We start from the raw sequence: 18,626 nt of genomic DNA, 5'->3' as shown, positions 1-18,626 counted from the left end.
ATACAATAAAAACAATTATTGAATACATACATGGAAACCCTCAAATCTGCCCCCTCCTCCGCCTGCCCTGACTGGGCCGAGGCGCTGCTCAATGGCTTCAGCCAGGTCCTGCTGCAACGCAATCCTGTGTGCGGCCTGCTCTGTCTACTGGCGATCCTGATCAGCGCGCCTTCATCCCTCGGCGGCGCGCTGCTCGGTGCGGTTGCCGGGTTGCTCACGGCGCAACGTCGCGGATACGCCAAGGCCGAGCGGCAGTCTGGCGTGTACAGCTATAACGGCGTGCTGCTGGGGTTGTTGATCTGCTATCGCTTTGATTGGTCGCCACTGTTGCCGCTGCTGATCATCGCTTGTGGCGGCCTGAGCGCGATGCTGATGCACGCCTGGTTGCAACGGGCGCCGAGGGCGTCGTGCCTGAAGGCCTACACTGCGCCGTTCGTGCTGTTCAGTTGGGTGATGCTGACGTTTGCCGAGCCTTTGCCTGTTACGCCCGTTGCCCATTCCGATCTGATCCAGGCGTTGCCACTGGGCCTTGGGCAGGTGTTCTTGCTAGACCACCCGCTGGCCGGGGTGCTGATCGGCCTCGGCCTGTTGATTTCCAACCGCACGGCCGCGTTGTGGGCAGCGCTGGGTTGCATCAGTGGCATCGCCTTCGCCCTGTGGCAGCAGGAAAGCAATCTGGCCCTGCTGGGGCTGTCCGGTTACAACCCGGCGCTGGCTGCACTGGCGTTCAGTCATGTGCGCTACAAACCCTGGCTGCCGGGAATCGCGATTGTGCTGGCGATCCTTCTGCAACCGGGCTTTTCGGGGCTGGGACTGGCGACCCTGACTGCGCCGTTCATTCTTGCGTGCTGGCTGGTACAGGCCAGCCGTCGTCTTTTGCAGCAGTCGATTGAAGATCACCGGTTGCGCTCCTGAACGCTTTGTCACAGGCTCTGCCGACCTTGCAATCGGAACTGCACCATGGACAGCAACACCGGCTGGCGCGAACAGCTACGCATCATCGTATTTCAGACAGACACCAAGGCCGGTCGGCGCTTCGACAAAGCCCTGCTGCTGATCATTCTGTGCAGCCTGCTGATCGTCATCATCGACAGCATCGAGGCGGTGCATCGCGACTACGCCGATGTCCTGGCGTACATCGAGTGGGGCTTTACCTTCGTCTTCGCTGTCGAGTACATGCTGCGGCTGTATTGCTCGCCCAAACCGCTGAAATACGCCTTCAGCTTCTACGGCCTGATCGACCTGCTGGCGATCGTGCCCGGTATCCTGGCGATCTATTACAGCGACGCGCAGTACCTGCTGATCGTGCGCGTGGTACGGATGCTGCGGATCTTCCGGGTGCTCAAACTCAGCCCCTACCTGAAACAGGCCAATTACCTGCTGGCGGCCCTGCGCGGCAGCAAGCAGAAGATCATCGTGTTTCTGGTCACCGTATCGACGCTGGTCACGGTGTTCGGCACCTTGATGTACGTCATCGAAGGCCCGGAGCATGGCTTCACCAGCATTCCCAAAGGCATCTACTGGGCAATCGTCACACTGACCACGGTGGGCTTCGGCGACATTGTGCCAAAGACGCCTGTGGGCCAGATTCTCTCGTCACTGGTGATGATCACCGGTTACTCGATTATCGCCGTGCCCACCGGGATTTTCACCGCGGAGCTGGCCAACGCCATGCGCGGCGACCAGTTGCAGCATGACTGCCCGGTGTGCGCCAAGAACAACCACGAGCATGGCGCGGCATTCTGTTCGCGATGCGGCAATGCGTTGTTCCCGAAAGTCGATTCGATTTCGGCGGCCGAGCCTGTACAAAAGTCATAAGCACATAAGTTTTTAATCTATGGGCCGTTGAGGGTTTTCGTTATAGTCGCGGCCATTAGCCATACCTTTTTATATAAGAACAACTCTTCGACACGACAAAGGAATTCGCAGTGAACAAACTCTTCGCCGCTTCTCTGCTGGCTGCCGGACTGGCCTTCGGCAGCGCCGCCAATGCCGCGCCCACCCTGCTCAACGTCTCCTACGACGTGATGCGCGACTTCTATAAAGACTACAACGCCGCCTTCCAGAAGCACTGGCAGGCTGAGCACAAGGAAGACGTCACGGTACAGATGTCCTTCGGCGGTTCAAGCAAACAGGCGCGCTCGGTCATCGACGGCCTGCCGGCTGACGTGATCACCATGAACATGGCCACCGACATCAATGCGCTGGCCGACAACGGCAAACTGGTCCCGGACAACTGGGTAAGCCGCCTGCCGAACAACAGCGCGCCGTTCACCTCCGCGACTGTTTTCATCGTGCGCAAAGGCAACCCGAAGGCGCTCAAAGACTGGCCGGATCTGGTCAAGGACGGCGTTGAAGTGATCGTGCCGAACCCGAAAACCTCGGGCAACGGCCGCTATACCTATCTCTCCGCGTGGGGCTATACGCTGAAAAACGGTGGCGACGAAGCGGCTGCGAAGAAGTTCGTCGGCCAGTTGTTCAGCCATGTGCCGGTGCTCGATACCGGTGGCCGTGGCGCGACCACGACCTTCATGACCAACCAGATCGGCGATGTGCTTATCACCTTCGAGAACGAAGCCGAAATGATCGCCCGTGAGTTCGGCCGCGATCAGTTCGAAGTGGTCTACCCAAGCGTCTCCGCCGAAGCTGAGCCACCGGTGAGTCTGGTCGACAAGGTCGTGGACAAGAAAGGCTCCCGGGCACTGGCCGAGGATTACCTGAAGTACCTGTGGTCGCCGGAAGGCCAGGAAATTGCAGCGAACAACTACCTGCGTCCACGTGATCCTGCGGTATTGGCGAAGTACACCGATCGTTTCCCGAAAGTCGACTTCCTCAACGTCGAGAAAACCTTCGGCGACTGGCGCACCGTGCAGAAGACCCACTTCAATGATGGTGGGGTGTTCGACCAGATCTATCCGGCGAAGTAATCAGTTCAGCCACACAAAAACGGCGACCTGAAAAAGTCGCCGTTTTTTATTGCCCCAAGTTTGACACTTGCATCAGTCGTGCACTTGATCTGTGGGGTGGAGGGTTAGCACCCAGACAGCAAGGTCATCACGCTCAGTTCAATTCCCGAACTGCTTGCTCAACCCCGGCGGCACGCCGCTGGAGTCGGTTTCCTGCCACGGACCGGCTGGCGACGTGGACCATGTCCAGCCGTTGTTCCAGCGGTAGTACGTGCGCTGGCGATAGAACGTGTTGGGCACGTTATCCAGCACATGCACGCCCAGTTTAGCGTCCCAGTGGCTGTTGCCACCCGGCGGCGGGGCGAAGTGCGAGGAGGTTTTCGGGCCCGATGGAATCGGCGTTGACGGCGGGGTTTGCGGCGTAGTGCGCGGGGTTCCCGGTTGTGGCGTCGGCGACGGTCCGGGAACGGTCGGAATCGGCTCCGAACTCTGCGGGCCAGGCCGCTGAACCGCACAGGCGGCACTCAGGGCAACCACCACACTCAACAAGGCAAATCGTGCGACGCGATACATAAGCGCAAACTCTCTAAAGATGCTGGCAACGAATCAGGGCTACTGATCGGGGCTGTCGATGGTCAAGGCCTGACGGGCAGTCACGTTACTGGGCAACGGCTGACTGCGACCGATCCACTCACCGGAAGTGGGCTGGCCTGCGCGGGATACCCGGGCAACCAGTTGGACTTCCGGAAAGTTCGACAGTTTCAGTTGCGGCATCATCGCGTCGGCATCAGTCAATTCGACGTCCACAGGCAGGTCGGCCACGGTCACGCGCTTGACCGCCAGCGGCGCCGGCGGGCCGGAGACTGCGCGGGCGAAGACGAACACCGTGTCGCCGGGCTGCACCTTGGCTTTCAGCGAGTCGGACAGGGTCACGCGGACTTTCAAATGAGCCCCGGGAGCCGCTACCAGTGTCGCGTCCTGCACGGTGCCACCGCCCTGCACCAGTCGCTCGCTGGCGCGGGCGATACCGCCTTCCAGCGCCGAGCGCGAAGGATCATTGGGCGGCAATACCGCCAGCAGACGCTTCCAGTAATCCACCGCCTCCTGGAAATGCTGGCTTTCGAACGCATTGATGCCCTTGAGGCCCAGGCTTGTGACTTCCTTCGGATCGAGTTTCAGCGCTTCGTCCGCCAGTGCCTGGATCTGCGGCGTCCAGGCCTTGTTGCTGGCGAAATACAACGCCTGGGCCCACTGCCCGAGCAATTCCGGCTGACGCCCGGCCAGCGCCACGGCGCGCTCGAACATGTTCGCCGCATCGGCCGGACGATCCTGAGCCATGTAGGTGCGCGCGAGGAAATAGATGCTCTCGGCGGAATCCGGCTGAGCCTTGACCGCGCGCTCAAGGCGCTCGGTCATCTGCGCCAGCGAGCCAGGCGGCTGAGCGAACTCACGGGACAACTCGACCTTGTCGCTGGCGCCAAAATGCAGGTACAGCGCCAAGCCCAGAACCGGGACCAGCACCGCCACCAGCAACGGCAGCGGCTTGCCCAGACGCGAGACGCGTTCAGCGCCCGCGCCTTCGGTGTCGGCGAGCAATTCACGGGCGGCTTCGGCGCGGCCACTGTCCATTTGCGCCGCCGACAGCACGCCCTCCTCCTGCTGCTCTTGCAGCTCGGCGAGGCGCTCCTGATACAGCGCGACGTTGAGGGCGGTGCGATCTTCTTCGGTCTGGGCGCGACGACCGCGCAACAGAGGGATCAGCAGAAAACTCAGGGCCACCAGCAACAGCAGGCCGGCCGCTAGCCAGAAATCGATCATTCGTGTTTTTTATCCAGCAGGTGGGCGAGGCGTTGACGCTCCTCGTCGGAAAGCACATTGGCGTCTTCAGCGGGTTGTTTGCGACGACGCACCACGATCACGCCAATCAACAACGCACCGCCGAGCAGCAGCCCGGCAGGGCCGAACCACAGCAACCAGGTGTGGGCATTCAGCTCAGGGTTGTAGCGCACGAACTCGCCGTAGCGATCGACCATGAAATCAATGATCTGCTGATTGCTCTGGCCTTCGCCGAGCATGCGGTAGATCTCTTTGCGCAGGTCGGCGGCGATCGGTGCGTTGGAGTCGGCGATGTCCTGATTCTGGCATTTGGGGCAACGCAGCTCGCGGGTCAGCTCGGTGTAGCGAGCGCGCTCGGCTTCGTTCTTGAAGGTGTAGGCGTCGATGGCGGCGTAAGCGCTGCCAGCGCAGCTCATGACCAATGCCGCTGCGGCGATGAAGCGCTTCATTGCTTGCCCTCATCGACCAGCCCCTGATACAGCCCGGCCAGCTTCTCGCGCCAGACGGTCTCGTCGATCACCCCGACATGCTTGTAGCGAATGATGCCCTTGCGGTCGATCAGGAAGGTTTCCGGCGCGCCGTAGACACCCAGGTTGAGCCCCAGGCTGCCGGCTTCGTCATTGATATTCAGCTGGTAGGGGTCGTGAAAATCCTTGAGCCACTTCAAGGCGTCAGCGTTGACGTCTTTGTAGTTGACGCCGTAGATCACCACGCCCTGCTGCGCCAGTTTGGTCAGCACCGGATGCTCTACCCGACAGGCGATGCACCAGGTGCCCCAGACATTCACCAGCGCCGGTTTGCCCAGCAGGCTGGCGCGGGTCACCGGCTTGCCATCCTGCACGGCAGGCAGGGAAAACTCCGGGAATGGCTTGTCGATCAACGCCGACGGCAGCTCCGACGGGTCCAGATACAGCCCTTTGTAAAGAAACGCCGCCATGCCGAGAAACAGCGCCAGCGGAATCAGCAACACCCAACGCTTCATACCGCAGCTCCCGACAGGCCGAGTGCATCACGCACCTTCGCTTTGACCTTGACCCGATAACGCTTGTCCAGCGCCGCCAGCAAACCGCCCAATGCGGTGATCAGCCCGCCGAACCAGATCCAGCGCACGAACGGTTTGACGTGAACGCGCACGGCCCATGCGCCATTATCCAGCGGCTCACCCAGCGCAACGTACAGATCGCGGGTAAAGCCGGCGTCGATTCCGGCTTCGGTCATCATCGAGCGCTGCACGGTGTACAGACGTTTTTCCGGATACAGCACAGTCACTTCCTTACCTTCTTCCAGCACGCGAAGGGTGCCTTCGTCCGAGGTGAAGTTGGGGCCTTGAACGTGTTTGGCGCCTTCGAAGACAAACATATAACCGCCCAGCTCGACTGACTCGCCGGGGGCAAGACGCAGATCGCGTTCGGCGCTGTTCTGGCTGGACAACACCACGCCGAGTGCCACGACAGCGATGCCGATATGCGCCACCTGCATGCCCCAGTAACTGCGGGTCAACGAGCGCATGCCCTTGAACAAGCCCTTATGACGGGTTTTGTCCAGCAGATCGCGTACGCCGGCCAGCAGCACCCAGGCGGCGAGCAGGAAGGTGGCGAGCACCGCCCAATGGAAATCGGCCATGGCGAAACCGGCGACGACCGCCAGCACCGCACTGCCAACCAACACCGGCGCGAGCATGCTCATCAGCCATTTCACCGGTGTGTCTTTCCAGCGCACCAGCACACCCACCGCCATCACGGCCATGAGCAGGCCCATCAGCGGCACGAACAACGCATTGAAGTATGGCGGGCCGACCGACATCTTCGCCCCGCTCAACGCATCGAGCACCAACGGGTACAGCGTGCCAAGCAGGATCATCGAGGCGGCCACCACCAGCACCAGGTTATTGCCCAGCAGCAGGGTTTCCCGCGACCAGAGGCCGAAGCCGACGTGGCTTTTGACCACCGGAGCGCGGATGGCGAACAGCGTCAGCGAACCGCCGACCACCATCAGCAGGAAGATCAGGATGAACACCCCGCGCGCCGGGTCGGAGGCGAAGGCGTGAACCGACGTCAGTACGCCAGACCGTACGAGGAAGGTGCCCAGCAGGCTCAAGGAAAACGCAGCGATGGCCAGCAACACGGTCCAGCTTTTGAACACTCCGCGCTTTTCCGTGACGGCCAGCGAGTGGATCAACGCTGTACCCACCAGCCACGGCATGAACGAGGCATTCTCGACCGGGTCCCAGAACCACCAGCCGCCCCAGCCGAGTTCGTAATAGGCCCACCACGAGCCCAGCGTGATGCCGATACCGAGGAACGCCCAGGCGACGATGGTCCAGGGCCGCGACCAACGCGCCCACGCCGCATCCAGACGCCCGCCGAGCAAGGCGGCGATGGCGAATGCGAAAGCCACGGAGAAACCGACATAGCCCATGTACAGCATCGGTGGGTGAACGATCAGGCCGATGTCCTGCAGCAATGGATTGAGGTCGCGCCCGTCCTGGGGAATCTGCGGCAGGATGCGGCTGAACGGGTTGGAGGTGAGGATCAGAAACAGCAGAAAGCCGACGCTGATCATGCCCATCACGGCCAGCACGCGGGCCAGCATGACCTGCGGCAACTGGCGCGAGAACACCGACACGGCGAAGGTCCAGCCACCGAGAATCAACGCCCACAGCAGCAACGAGCCTTCGTGTGCCCCCCAGACGGCGCTGAATTTGTAATACCAGGGCAAGGCGCTGTTGGAGTTCTCGGCGATGTAGGTCACCGAGAAGTCATCGACCATGAACGAGTAGGTCAGGCAGCCGAAGGCGAATAACAGAAAAGCAAACTGGCCCCACGCCGCAGGCTGAGCGAGACCCATCCACAGACGGTCGCCACGCCAGGCGCCGAAGAGCGGAACGATGGCCTGCACGATGGCAAAGCACAGGGCCAGGATCATGGCCAGATGGCCGAGTTCGGGAATCATGGTTTACCCCTGTTTTTCCGGGAGAGCGCCTTGCTTGGAAGAGGTGCCCGGCGCTGACTGGCCGCTGTCCTTCAAAGCTTTAGTGACTTCTGGCGGCATGTATTTCTCATCGTGTTTGGCCAGCACTTCATCGGCCACCACCACGCCGTCGGCGTTGAGCTTGCCAAGGGCAACGATGCCCTGCCCTTCGCGGAACAGGTCCGGAAGAATGCCGCGATAGGTAATGGTCACCGACTTGTTGAAGTCGGTGACGACAAAGGTAACGTCCAGCGAATCGCCGGAACGTTGCAGCGAGCCCTTCTCGACCATGCCCCCGGCGCGAATCCGCGTGTCATGGGGAGCTTCGCCACTGGCGATCTGGGTCGGGGTGTAAAACAGGTTGATGTTCTCTCGCAAGGCGCTGAGGGCCAGGCTCACAGCGATGCCGACCCCGGCGAGGATCGCCACGATGATCAACAGTCGCTTCTTTCGCAGCGGATTCACGTGTTGCTCTCCCGGCGCAAACGACGCGCCTCTTGTTGCAGGTAACGCCGACGCGCCAGCAGCGGTGACGCGACGTTGATCGCCAGCACGGTCAGGCAGATGCCATAGGCGGTCCAGACGAACAGCCCGTGTTTGCCCATGGCGAGAAAATCGCCAAACGAATCGAAACTCACTGTCCGGCTCCTTTGCGCGGGGCGTGCCCAAGGCTCTTCATCACTTCGTCCTTGACCCAGGTGGCGCGGGACTCACGCTTGAGCACTTCCAGGCGCATGCGCATCAGCAGCACCGCGCCAAAAAAGCAGTAGAACCCCAGCGCGGTGAACAGCAGCGGCAGCCACATCTCAGCAGGCATCGCCGGTTTTTCGGTCAGGCTGAAGGTTGCGCCCTGATGCAGGGTGTTCCACCACTCCACGGAGTACTTGATGATCGGGATGTTGATCACGCCAACGATCGCCAGCACCGCACAGGCCTTGGCGGCGCTGTCACGATTGCTGATGGCGTTGCCCAGCGCAATCAGACCGAAGTACAGGAACAGCAGAATCAGCATGGACGTCAGTCGCGCATCCCACACCCACCACGAGCCCCAGGTCGGCTTGCCCCAGATCGCGCCGGTGACCAGCGCCACGGCGGTCATCCAGGCACCGATGGGCGCGGCGCATTGCAGGGCCACGTCGGCCATCTTCATCTTCCACACCAGGCCGACCACCCCGCACACCGCCAGCATCACGTAGCAGGACTGCGCCAGCATGGCGGAAGGAACGTGGATATAAAGGATGCGGAAACTGTTGCCCTGCTGATAATCCGGCGGCGCGAAGGCCAGGCCCCAGACCACGCCGATGCCGATCAGCAACGCCGAAGCGATGCTCAGCCAGGGCAGCAGGCGGCCGCTGATGCCATAGAACCATTTCGGCGAGCCCAGTTTATGGAACCACGCCCAACTGATGCCGCTTTTAGCCTTGGCGCTTGTGTTCATCACGCTGCCTTTTCATCACGGTACTTTTCATGTTCTGGTTCTGTTCTGGCGCTTCTATTGATTGAAGCGTCCTGGCTCCGACGACCGAAAAGTTGTCCGGTCGGTCAGAATCCGATTATTCGCCAACGCTGATTTTCAAGCCAGCAGCAATTGCAAAAGGTGTCAGGGTTATCGCCAACGCGGTCAGGCTGCCAAGCCAAAGCAGATAGCCGGTCGCGGGCATGCCCTGAAGTGCCGCCTGAAGCGCACCGCTGCCCAGAATCAACACCGGGATATACAGCGGCAGGATCAATAACGCCAGCAGCAGGCCACCGCGCTTGAGCCCTACGGTCAAGGCCGCACCTACTGCACCGAGCAGGCTCAGCACCGGTGTGCCCAGCAACAGCGACAACAGCAACACCGGCAGGCATGCGCTCGGCAGCCCCAGCATGAGCGCCAGCAGCGGCGCCAGCAACACCAGCGCCAGACCGGAAAACGCCCAGTGCGCCGCCACCTTGGCCAGGACCAGTAGCGCCAGAGGGTGCGACGAAAGCACCCATTGTTCAAGTGAACCGTCTTCGAAATCGCTGCGGAACAGGCCGTCCAGCGACAGCAACACCGATAACAATGCCGCTACCCAGACCAATCCCGGCGACAAGGTTTGCAACAATTGCGCCTCAGGGCCCACGGCCAACGGGAACAGCGCGATGACGATGGCGAAGAACACCAGCGGATTGAGCAGCTCGGCGGGACGACGGAACAGCAGACGGGCTTCGCGGGCGATCAGCAGGGTGAACACATGACTCATACGGCCCATTGCCCCAGATCCAGATCGCGATAACCGGCCGGTGTGCGGCTCAGCGTGTGGTGCGTGGTCAATACCACGGTGCCGCCGTTGTCACAGTGTTCGGCCAGATGCGCTTCGAGTTGCGCGACGCCCTGCTTGTCCAGCGCCGTGAAGGGTTCGTCGAGCATCCACAAGGCTGGGCCCGGCAGGTACAGCCGCGCCAGAGCCACCCGGCGTTTTTGCCCGGCAGACAGCGTGTGGCACGGCACGTCTTCGAAACCGCGCAGTCCAACCGCTTCGAGGGCTTGCCAGATATCGGCGGACGCGACGCTTTGATGCAAGGCGCAGAGCCAGGAGAGGTTTTCAACGGGGGTGAGCAGGTCCTTGATTCCGGCGGCATGGCCGATCCACAGCAGGTTGTGGGCCAGTTCGCTGCGTTGCTCCGAAAGCGGTTTGCCGTCGAGCAGCACGTCGCCCGAGGTCGGCTGCATCAGCCCGCTCAGCAGCCGCAACAGGCTGGTCTTGCCACTGCCGTTGGGGCCGCTGATCTGCACCATGTCGCCCGCCGCCAGCCGCAGGTCGAGATGCTCGAACAGCAGACGCCAGTCACGCTCGCAGGCAAGCGCCACGGCTTCAAGAACAGGGATCGACATGTAGGCCTTCTTTTCGGATAGCAGGTGTGCACGGCGGTTCAAGTCACGCTCAGGGCGGCCGTTATACTGATGCAGCTTAACGGTAGCCCGCCGATGACGTTGGCGCAGGATTATACATAGATAGGCGCGGTTGCCGTGCTCGCGCTGAAACGGCGACCACCGCAAGACGGGCGACCCAGAGCGCATATTTACCGAGTCGGGATCTGATGACAGGCGATATACCCAATCTTTCTCCAGTAGCGGCCGCCACGGCCTTGTTGCGCGCGGGTGTGCCGCCGGGCGAAGTGCTCAAACTGATGGAGCCCCGCGAAGGCCTGCTCAACTCCGGTCAAGTCGCCAATGCCGAGGTGGTCAGCCTCAAGCAGCTCGGCCAGGATTTCCAGCTGCTGCTCAAGCTGACCATGAACAACGGCCAGCAGACCACCCTGCCCGTCAGCAGTACGTTGCCATTGACGCCGGGCACCAACGTCAACGTCGCCCAGGGTTCGGCCGACACGCTGACCATCAGCGTGCAGGACCTGCAAAAAGCCATCGCCAACAGCCTGACCAGCATCGACACCCGCCAGCTCCCTGCGGGCACGCTGCTACAGGGCAAGGTACTGACGACCCAGGTCGAGGCGCAGAACGTCGCACAACTGGCGGGCCAATCCGCAGGCGGCGCAAACGCACCAACGACATATCGCTCCATTGTCATGCTGCTCAATACCGCGCTGGCCGGCAGCAGCCTGACCATCGAAAGCCCGCAGCCATTACGGGTCGGCAGCCTGCTCAGCGCTCAGGTGCAGAACAGCCAGGCACTGAATTTCATCGCCATGCCCAATCGCCTCGACGAACTGGCCCTGGCCCAACAGCTTTCGACCCAGCAGAGCCGACAGGGCTCGCTGCAGAGCCTGCTGACCGCGCTGCAAAATCTCCCACAGCCCGGCGCGAACACGCCCGATAACCTGCCGCAGTCGCTGCGCGCCAGCATCGATCAGCTGTTTGCCGACCTGCCGGACCTGCAACAGATGACCACCGCCAAGGGCGTAGCACAGGCCTTGAACGCCAGTGGGCTGTTCATGGAGTCGCGCTTGATGGCGGGAGAAAACCCGACGCTGGTGCCAGACATGAAGGCCAATCTGCTGCGCATCATCGCGCAGATCCTTCCGGGCCTGCCGAACAACGCCAGTTACGATGCTGCCGCCGCCGCCAACACGCTTGCCCGGGCAATGCCGAGTGTGATCCGCAATGCCTTGGGCACGCTGGGACTGGTGGCTGCGCCGGCCCTGCCGATCAACTTCCCATTACCTTCCCGAACCCTCGGCAACCCGGAAAACAAGGACGATCTGGAGGTCCTGCTGAAACTGGCGGCGGGGGCGATTTCGCGTTTGCAAAGCCATCAACTGGGCGGACTGGAACAGACCCGCACCCACGCCGATGGTACGCAAGTGACCACCTGGCAGCTGGAAATCCCCATGCGCAACGCTCACGACATCGTGCCGTTGCAGGTCAAGGTTCAGCGCGAAGACACCCCCGAACGCGAACAGACGCCTGAAAACGCGACTCAGGAGGTCAAGGAGAAGGAAAAACTCTGGCGCGTCGAACTGGCCTTCGACCTGGAGCCGCTGGGCCCGCTGCAGGTGCAGGCGCAATTGATCGCGGGCAACCTATCCAGCCAGATGTGGGCCGAGCGCGAAGGCGCGGCGGAGCTGATTTCCAGCGAACTGGACAGCCTGCGCGCCCGACTCGTGGCATGCGGCCTGAACGTCAAGAAACTGGAATGCAACCGCGGGGTACCGGCCCAGGGTTCGCGCACGGTGCTGGAACAACGCTGGATCGACGAGAACGCCTGATGAACACCCACGACCAGAACTCGCGTCAGGCCATTGCCCTGAGCTACGACGGCCAGCAGGCCCCGACGCTGACCGCCAAGGGCGACGATGCGCTGGCCGAAGCCATTCTTGCGATTGCCCGGGAATACAAGGTGCCGATCTATGAAAACGCCGAACTGGTGAAGATGCTCGCGCGCATGGAGCTGGGCGACAGCATCCCGCAGGAGTTGTACCTGACGATCGCCGAAATCATCGCCTTCGCCTGGCGTCTGAAGGGCAAGTTCCCGGTGGGCTTCGATCCGGACCCTGAGCCGGTGGAGCGGGATATCACTCCCAGATAATCATCGAAGACGCACCTATGGGTCGGGTTTGCAGGCGGTAATGACCGGAAGATCGCTACCGCCGGCAAGCCGGACTGCTGCAGATGTGGAGGCAAAACGGACGATCAGTTGCCGTTGCCGTGCAACTTGGTCATCAACTGCGCCTCAGCCTGGGTCAACCCACAGGACTGAGTCAGTTCGTCGACGCTGGCGCCCATGCCGACCAGGCGCGCGGCCTGGGCGAAGGAGAGCGTGGAGGGATCGCGCTGTTCGAGCGCGGTGATCTTGTCCGGCAGCGGCGCGACGATGGAGCGCAGCTCGTGCAAGTCCTCGCCCATTTTCACCGTTCCGCCCTGGTAGTTTTCCAGGCGCCGGGCCAGATCGCGAATGCGCTGGTCACGCAGCGAGTCGGCTTCGACCTGCTGCATGGCCAGTGTGCGTTGGCGTTTGGTGTGGGCCATGAACATCGCGACGCTCGCGACCCACAACACCGCCAGAAAAATGACCGCAACCTCGAAAATCAATCAGATGTTCTCCAGCTCGGACCACTCTTCCTCGGACATCATCTTGTCCAGCTCGACGAGGATCAGCAGTTCGCCGTTCTTGTTGCAGACGCCCTGGATGAATTTTGCGGATTCGTCGTTGCCGACGTTCGGCGCGGTTTCGACTTCCGACTGACGCAGGTAAACCACTTCAGCGACGCTATCGACCAGGATCCCGACCACTTGCTTATCGGCCTCGATGATCACGATACGCGTGTTATCGCTGACTTCAACCGGCGACAGACCAAAGCGCTGACGGGTGTCGATCACGGTGACCACGTTACCGCGCAGGTTGATGATGCCCAGCACGTAGCTTGGGGCACCCGGAACCGGGGCGATCTCGGTGTAACGCAGCACTTCCTGAACCTGCATCACGTTGATGCCATACGTTTCGTTGTCCAGGCGGAAGGTGACCCACTGCAGAATCGGATCTTCGGAACCCTGTGCTGACGACTTCTTCATACCCCTAACCCCTTGCGTGTTGTGCTTTGCGGACGACGCTTCAGACGCCGGCCTGTGTTTATTCGATGATGTTCAGTTGCCGATGTTTATTTAAATGCCTGCATCTGTTTGACGGCGCCGCTGGCAATCAGCTCGGCCAACGCGGCAACGTCCAGCAGCGCACACATGTGTTCGATGACGGTCCCGGCAAGCCAAGGGCGCTGACCCCGATGGGAGCGCCATTTGATTTCCTTCGGGTCCAGACGCAGCGAGCGGCTGACCTGATGCACCGCCAGCCCCCATTCATAGCCCTGAACCGAAATCACATACTGCAAGCCCTGGCGAAAGTCGTCGCGATAACGGTCCGGCATGATCCAGCGCGCGGTGTCCAGCACCTTCAGGTTCCCTGCCTGGCTGGGCAGGATCCCGAGAAACCAGTCCGGCTGGCCGAACAGCGGCGTCAGGTCATGCCCGGCCAGTGGGTAAATCGAACCCAGGCACACCAGAGGCACCGCGAGCGTCAGACCCGCGACGTCGAACAGCAGGCATTCGAAGGGTTCTTCTGCCCACGCTGGACGCTCGTCCGAGGTCGGTGGCGGCGTCGGCGTTCGTTGTGCAGGCAGATGCACTTCGGCGACCGGCTCGACCAACGCTACTTCAGGTTCTGGCACAACCGGTTCGACAACAGGCGCGATAACCGGAGGCGCAATGACCGGTGGCAGGATGACCGGCGCTTCGAACACCTTGGCCACCACAGGCTCGGCAACCCGTCGAACGACCGGCTCGGGCTTGATCTCGGGCGTAAACGCCAACGAAACCGGCGCAGGTCGGATGACCGGAACAGCAGCCGCGACCGCTTCGGCAACCGCCGAGCGCATGCGTGCATCATGGGCCTGCTCTTCGAGCACGGCCGCCTGAAATTCGTCGACGCTCTCGACTTCCAGCTCTTCGGTGGCGTCTTGCAGCAACGCGTCGAGGTAGTTTTGCAGCGCCAGTTGTGGCCGTGAAGCGATGTCCAGAGGGCGGTTCATACAGGGGCCCGAAAATAAGTGATGCGATTACCGCCTGAACCCGATATCGGCTGAATAACGTGCCGACTTGAGCCCACAGACGCAACGCATGTGAATAAACGATCAATGGACACGTCAGGCCACCTGTCCGACAAGCTGTTCGGTGAGCATGTGTTTGAGCAACGCGCGATATGCCAGCACGCCGCGACTCTTATTGTCGAACTGCGACGGGGTCACCCCTGCCCGGCTGGCATCGCGCAAGCGCGTATCGACCGGGATGTAGGCATTCCAGACGTGCTCCGGGTAGCTGTCGCGCAACAATTTGAGCGTGCCCATCGACGCCTGGGTACGGCGGTCGAACAGGGTCGGAACTATGGTGTAAGGCAACGGCACTTTGCGCGAGCGGTTGATCATCGCCAGGGTGTTGACCATTCGCTCGAGGCCTTTGACCGCGAGGAACTCGGTCTGCACCGGAATTGCCAGCTGCTGGCTCGCTGCCAGGGCATTGACCATCAACACGCCCAGCAACGGCGGGCTGTCGATGATCGCGTAATCGAAGTCCTGCCACAGCTGCGCCAGGCTCTTGGCGATCACCAGACCGAGGCCACTCTGGCCGGGGGTTTGTCGTTCAAGGGTCGCCAGCGCGGTGCTCGAAGGCAGCAGGGAAATGCGTTTGTCGCTGGTGGGCAGCAGCAGTTGACCGGGCAAGCCGTCAGGTACCGCGCCCTTGTTCAGAAACAGGTCGTAGCAGCTGTGCTCCAGCGCATCGGGGTTGTGGCCGAAATAACTGGTCATCGAGCCGTGAGGGTCCAGGTCGACCACGACCACGCGCTTGCCCGCCTCGGCCAGTAACCCGGCTAAAGCGATTGAGGTGGTGGTCTTGCCGACCCCGCCTTTCTGATTGGCTACTGCCCAGACTCTCATGTGCTCGTTTTCCCCCCAGCCATATCAACCATGACCGAGACCTGTTTAAGGGGCAGATGACGAAGATTTGACGCCTTGTGGCGGTTTGGCTGGGACAGGTGCAGTTTGTGTGCCAGCACGACGCAGTGCCGCATCGGGTTTTGCGTTGGCCGCGGTGCCGGAGCCGGTCAGGCTGCGACGCACGTCCAGATTGCGGGAGATCACCAGCACCACGCGGCGGTTGCGGGCCCGGCCGTCGGCGGTCGCGTTGGAGGTCAACGGCTGGAACTCGCCGTAACCGACCGACGCAAGCCGCGCCGGGTTGATACCGTCCATGGCCAGCATGCGCACGATGCTCGAAGAGCGTGCCGAGGACAGCTCCCAGTTGCTCGGGAACTGCCCGGTGTTGATCGGCTGGTCGTCGGTGAAGCCTTCGACGTGAATCGGGTTATCGAACGGTTTGACGATTTTCGCCACCTTGTCGATCAGGTCGAACGCCAGGTTGCTGGGCATCGCATCGCCGCTGCCGAACAGCAGACTGGAGTTGAGTTCGATCTCGATCCACAGCTCGTTGCCGCGCACGGTCATCTGCTTGGACGCGATCAGATCACCGAACGCCGCGTTGACGTCATCGGCGATGGATTTCAACGGATCCTGAGCGCCCTGCCCCAACGCTGCGTCGGTTTGTTCGCTGTCCTGAACCAGTGGATCGGCGGGACGCACGGTCTGCGGTTTCTGCTCGCCGATCGGGATCGGCTTCACGCTGCGCTCGGCTTCATTGAACACACCGACCAGCGCTTCGGAGAGGACCTTGTACTTACCTTCGTTGAGCGACGAAATGGAATACATGACCACGAAAAACGCGAACAGCAAGGTGATGAAGTCCGCGTAGGAGACCAGCCAGCGTTCGTGATTTTCGTGCTCTTCGTGGCGACGTCGACGGGCCATCAGTCCATCACTCCATGAAGCCTTGCAGCTTCAGTTCGATCGAACGCGGGTTCTCGCCTTCGGCAATCGACAGCAGGCCTTCGAGGAGCATTTCGCGATAGCGCGACTGGCGAATGGCGACCGCCTTGAGCTTGTTCGCCACCGGCAACAGGATAAGGTTGGCCGAGGCCACGCCATAGATAGTCGCAACGAAGGCCACCGCAATACCGCTGCCCAACTGGTTGGGGTCGGCCAGATTGCCCATGACGTGAATCAGGCCCATGACGGCGCCGATGATGCCCACGGTCGGCGCGTAGCCGCCCATGCTTTCATAGACTTTCGCGGCCTGGATGTCGCGGCTTTCCTGGGTCATGAAGTCCACTTCCAGGATGCTGCGAATGGCTTCCGGCTCGGCGCCGTCGACCAGCAGCTGCAGGCCTTTGCGCGAGTACGCGTCGGGCTCGCTGTCGGCAACCGATTCCAGGCCCAGCAGGCCTTCCTTGCGCGCCGTCAGGCTCCACGACACCACGCGGTCGATGCCGCCGGCCAGGTCGATGCGTGGCGGAAACAGAATCCAGATGAAGATCTGGATCGCACGCTTGAACGCGCTCATCGGCGTCTGCAACAGACAGGCCGCCAGGGTGCCACCCAGCACGATCAGCGCCGCAGGACCATTGAGCAACGCGCCCAGATGGCCGCCTTCGAGGAAGTTGCCGCCGATAATGGCGACGAACGCGAGAATGATCCCTATCAGCGTCAGAACATCCATTACAGACACGCCTCGACCAGGTGGCGCCCGATATCGTCCAGGCTGTAGACGGCGTCAGCCAGATCGGCTTTGACGATGGCCATGGGCATGCCATAGATCACGCAGCTGGCTTCGTCCTGCGCCCAGATGTGGCTGCCGCCCTGCTTGAGCAGACGCGCACCTTCACGACCGTCGGCGCCCATGCCGGTAAGCACCACGGCCAGCACTTTGTCGCCATAGGACTTGGCCGCCGAACCGAACGTGATGTCGACGCAAGGCTTGTAATTCAAACGCTCATCGCCGGGCAGGATTTTCACCGCCCCGCGACCGTCGACCATCATCTGCTTGCCGCCGGGGGCCAGCAGCGCCAGGCCAGGACGCAAAACGTCGCCATCCTCGGCTTCCTTGACGCTGATGCGGCACAGCTTGTCCAGACGCTCGGCAAACGCCTTGGTGAACGCTGCGGGCATGTGCTGAATCAGCACAATGGGAGCCGGAAAATTGGCAGGCAGTTGAGTCAGCACGCGCTGCAGGGCAACCGGGCCACCCGTGGACGTGCCAATGGCAACCAGCTTGTAGGCCTTGCGCTTGGGAGCGGGTGATGTCGGTGCGTGATGAGCGGGCGCATGATGCGGCGCATGAGCCGCGGGGCCAGGCCGAGCAGGTGCTGGCGCCGGACGCGCAGCAGGAGCAGCGGTCGGACTGCTGCGCAGCGAGCTGGTCGCAAGTGCTGAAGTCGACGCTGGCGCTGCGGTGGTCGAATGCGTGCTGCCGAAACCGCCGAAACGACGGTTGCTGCGCGAGATGCTGTGCACCTTTTCGCACAGCATCTGCTTGACCTTGTCGGGGTTGCGCGAGATGTCTTCGAAGTTCTTCGGCAGGAAGTCGACAGCGCCGGCATCGAGCGCATCCAGGGTTACCCGGGCGCCTTCGTGGGTCAGCGAGGAGAACATCAGAACCGGGGTCGGGCAGCGCTGCATGATATGACGAACTGCGGTAATGCCATCCATCATCGGCATTTCGTAGTCCATGGTGATCACGTCGGGCTTGAGCGCCAGGGCTTGCTCGATCGCTTCCTTGCCATTGGTGGCGGTACCGACCACTTGAATCGTTGTGTCAGAGGAAAGAATTTCCGAGACGCGCCGGCGGAAAAAACCGGAATCGTCTACCACCAGAACCTTGACTGCCATAAACACTCCATTAGGCGAAACGGGCCATGCCCGCAGCCCCTTTCATCAAACTTGACACAACGAGTGCCAAAACACGGTCACGCTCTGTAGCAGCACGGCTTGCCGGCGGTGACGTCAGCAAGATCGCTACCGCCGGCAAGCCGTACTGCTACAGATAGCGTGGCG

At 61.7% G+C, this 18,626-nt stretch carries 22 protein-coding genes; 5 read left to right on the top strand and 17 right to left on the bottom strand.

Annotated elements, in window-relative coordinates; all coding sequences use genetic code 11:
* Positions 1-30: 30 nt before the first annotated feature.
* From BWR59_RS27710 to BWR59_RS27700, 3 genes are all read left to right on the top strand, one after another.
* The gene (locus tag BWR59_RS27710; RefSeq protein WP_081568884.1) at positions 31-915 is read left to right on the top strand and encodes an urea transporter; all 885 of its coding nucleotides are present in this window, start codon (positions 31-33) and stop codon (positions 913-915) included.
* Positions 916-960: 45 nt separating this feature from the next.
* The gene (locus BWR59_RS27705; protein WP_081568883.1) at positions 961-1,818 is read left to right on the top strand and encodes an ion transporter; all 858 of its coding nucleotides are present in this window, start codon (positions 961-963) and stop codon (positions 1,816-1,818) included.
* A 110-nt stretch (positions 1,819-1,928) separates the two neighbouring features.
* The gene (locus BWR59_RS27700) at positions 1,929-2,927 is read left to right on the top strand and encodes a sulfate ABC transporter substrate-binding protein (RefSeq protein ID WP_081568882.1); all 999 of its coding nucleotides are present in this window, start codon (positions 1,929-1,931) and stop codon (positions 2,925-2,927) included.
* 138 nt (positions 2,928-3,065) lie between these two features.
* On the opposite strand, the gene BWR59_RS27695 is transcribed toward BWR59_RS27700, so the two are convergent.
* From BWR59_RS27695 to ccmA, 10 genes are all read right to left on the bottom strand, one after another.
* Positions 3,066-3,479, bottom strand: coding sequence for a hypothetical protein (locus tag BWR59_RS27695; protein WP_081568881.1), 414 nt, complete (start codon positions 3,477-3,479; stop codon positions 3,066-3,068).
* A gap of 39 nt (positions 3,480-3,518) precedes the next feature.
* The gene (ccmI, locus tag BWR59_RS27690; RefSeq protein ID WP_081568880.1) at positions 3,519-4,724 is read right to left on the bottom strand and encodes a c-type cytochrome biogenesis protein CcmI; all 1,206 of its coding nucleotides are present in this window, start codon (positions 4,722-4,724) and stop codon (positions 3,519-3,521) included.
* Positions 4,721-5,191 carry a cytochrome c-type biogenesis protein gene (locus BWR59_RS27685; protein ID WP_081568879.1) on the bottom strand — a complete coding sequence of 157 codons (471 nt, stop codon included), beginning with the start codon at positions 5,189-5,191 and terminating at the stop codon, positions 4,721-4,723. The genes ccmI and BWR59_RS27685 overlap by 4 nt, the downstream gene beginning before the upstream one ends.
* Positions 5,188-5,724, bottom strand: coding sequence for a DsbE family thiol:disulfide interchange protein (locus BWR59_RS27680; protein ID WP_081568878.1), 537 nt, complete (start codon positions 5,722-5,724; stop codon positions 5,188-5,190). Before BWR59_RS27680 ends, BWR59_RS27685 begins: the two co-directional genes overlap by 4 nt.
* Positions 5,721-7,694 (bottom strand): heme lyase CcmF/NrfE family subunit, encoded by a 1,974-nt coding sequence (locus BWR59_RS27675; RefSeq protein WP_081568877.1) that lies wholly within the window; start codon positions 7,692-7,694, stop codon positions 5,721-5,723. Before BWR59_RS27675 ends, BWR59_RS27680 begins: the two co-directional genes overlap by 4 nt.
* A 3-nt stretch (positions 7,695-7,697) precedes the next feature.
* Positions 7,698-8,177 carry a cytochrome c maturation protein CcmE gene (gene ccmE, locus BWR59_RS27670; protein WP_081568876.1) on the bottom strand — a complete coding sequence of 160 codons (480 nt, stop codon included), beginning with the start codon at positions 8,175-8,177 and terminating at the stop codon, positions 7,698-7,700.
* A complete protein-coding gene (gene ccmD, locus BWR59_RS27665) occupies positions 8,174-8,350 on the bottom strand; it encodes a heme exporter protein CcmD (RefSeq protein WP_081568875.1) in 177 nt (58 codons plus the stop codon). Before ccmD ends, ccmE begins: the two co-directional genes overlap by 4 nt.
* On the bottom strand, positions 8,347-9,150 hold the full coding sequence (locus BWR59_RS27660) for a heme ABC transporter permease (RefSeq protein WP_168184543.1): 804 nt from the start codon (positions 9,148-9,150) through the stop codon (positions 8,347-8,349). Before BWR59_RS27660 ends, ccmD begins: the two co-directional genes overlap by 4 nt.
* 115 nt (positions 9,151-9,265) lie before the next feature.
* Positions 9,266-9,937, bottom strand: coding sequence for a heme exporter protein CcmB (gene ccmB, locus BWR59_RS27655; protein WP_081569087.1), 672 nt, complete (start codon positions 9,935-9,937; stop codon positions 9,266-9,268).
* The gene (ccmA, locus tag BWR59_RS27650) at positions 9,934-10,569 is read right to left on the bottom strand and encodes a cytochrome c biogenesis heme-transporting ATPase CcmA (protein ID WP_081568874.1); all 636 of its coding nucleotides are present in this window, start codon (positions 10,567-10,569) and stop codon (positions 9,934-9,936) included. Before ccmA ends, ccmB begins: the two co-directional genes overlap by 4 nt.
* 206 nt (positions 10,570-10,775) lie before the next feature.
* On the opposite strand from ccmA, the gene BWR59_RS27645 reads away from it, so the two are divergent.
* Positions 10,776-12,401, top strand: coding sequence for a flagellar hook-length control protein FliK (locus BWR59_RS27645; RefSeq protein WP_081568873.1), 1,626 nt, complete (start codon positions 10,776-10,778; stop codon positions 12,399-12,401).
* Positions 12,401-12,721: an EscU/YscU/HrcU family type III secretion system export apparatus switch protein gene (locus BWR59_RS27640; protein ID WP_081568872.1), complete on the top strand. Its 321-nt coding sequence runs from the start codon at positions 12,401-12,403 to the stop codon at positions 12,719-12,721. Before BWR59_RS27645 ends, BWR59_RS27640 begins: the two co-directional genes overlap by 1 nt.
* 104 nt (positions 12,722-12,825) lie before the next feature.
* Here BWR59_RS27640 and BWR59_RS27635 read toward each other — a convergent pair whose 3' ends face one another.
* The 7 genes from BWR59_RS27635 to BWR59_RS27605 all read right to left on the bottom strand — a co-directional run bounded on the left by BWR59_RS27635 (position 12,826) and on the right by BWR59_RS27605 (position 18,461).
* Positions 12,826-13,224, bottom strand: a complete 399-nt coding sequence (locus BWR59_RS27635; RefSeq protein WP_081568871.1) for a DUF2802 domain-containing protein — start codon at positions 13,222-13,224, stop codon at positions 12,826-12,828.
* Complete coding sequence (locus tag BWR59_RS27630) at positions 13,225-13,704, bottom strand: chemotaxis protein CheW (protein WP_074759332.1); 480 nt, start codon at positions 13,702-13,704, stop codon at positions 13,225-13,227.
* Between the two features lie 86 nt (positions 13,705-13,790).
* Positions 13,791-14,714: a CheW domain-containing protein gene (locus BWR59_RS27625; RefSeq protein WP_081568870.1), complete on the bottom strand. Its 924-nt coding sequence runs from the start codon at positions 14,712-14,714 to the stop codon at positions 13,791-13,793.
* 114 nt (positions 14,715-14,828) lie between these two features.
* Entirely contained in the window at positions 14,829-15,617 is a 789-nt protein-coding gene (locus BWR59_RS27620; RefSeq protein ID WP_081568869.1) for a ParA family protein, read from the bottom strand.
* A gap of 45 nt (positions 15,618-15,662) precedes the next feature.
* Entirely contained in the window at positions 15,663-16,544 is an 882-nt protein-coding gene (motD, locus tag BWR59_RS27615) for a flagellar motor protein MotD (protein ID WP_081568868.1), read from the bottom strand.
* Between the two features lie 7 nt (positions 16,545-16,551).
* Complete coding sequence (locus tag BWR59_RS27610) at positions 16,552-17,292, bottom strand: flagellar motor protein (RefSeq protein ID WP_081568867.1); 741 nt, start codon at positions 17,290-17,292, stop codon at positions 16,552-16,554.
* Positions 17,292-18,461, bottom strand: coding sequence for a chemotaxis response regulator protein-glutamate methylesterase (locus tag BWR59_RS27605; RefSeq protein ID WP_081568866.1), 1,170 nt, complete (start codon positions 18,459-18,461; stop codon positions 17,292-17,294). Before BWR59_RS27605 ends, BWR59_RS27610 begins: the two co-directional genes overlap by 1 nt.
* Between the last annotated feature and the right edge of the window lie 165 nt (positions 18,462-18,626).

This window comes from Pseudomonas sp. Bc-h (assembly GCF_002080045.1).
In the GTDB taxonomy this organism is placed as follows: Bacteria; Pseudomonadota; Gammaproteobacteria; order Pseudomonadales; family Pseudomonadaceae; genus Aquipseudomonas.
The sequence above is the reverse complement of the archived record's forward strand: the minus strand, read 5'-3'. Positions and strand labels throughout refer to the sequence as shown.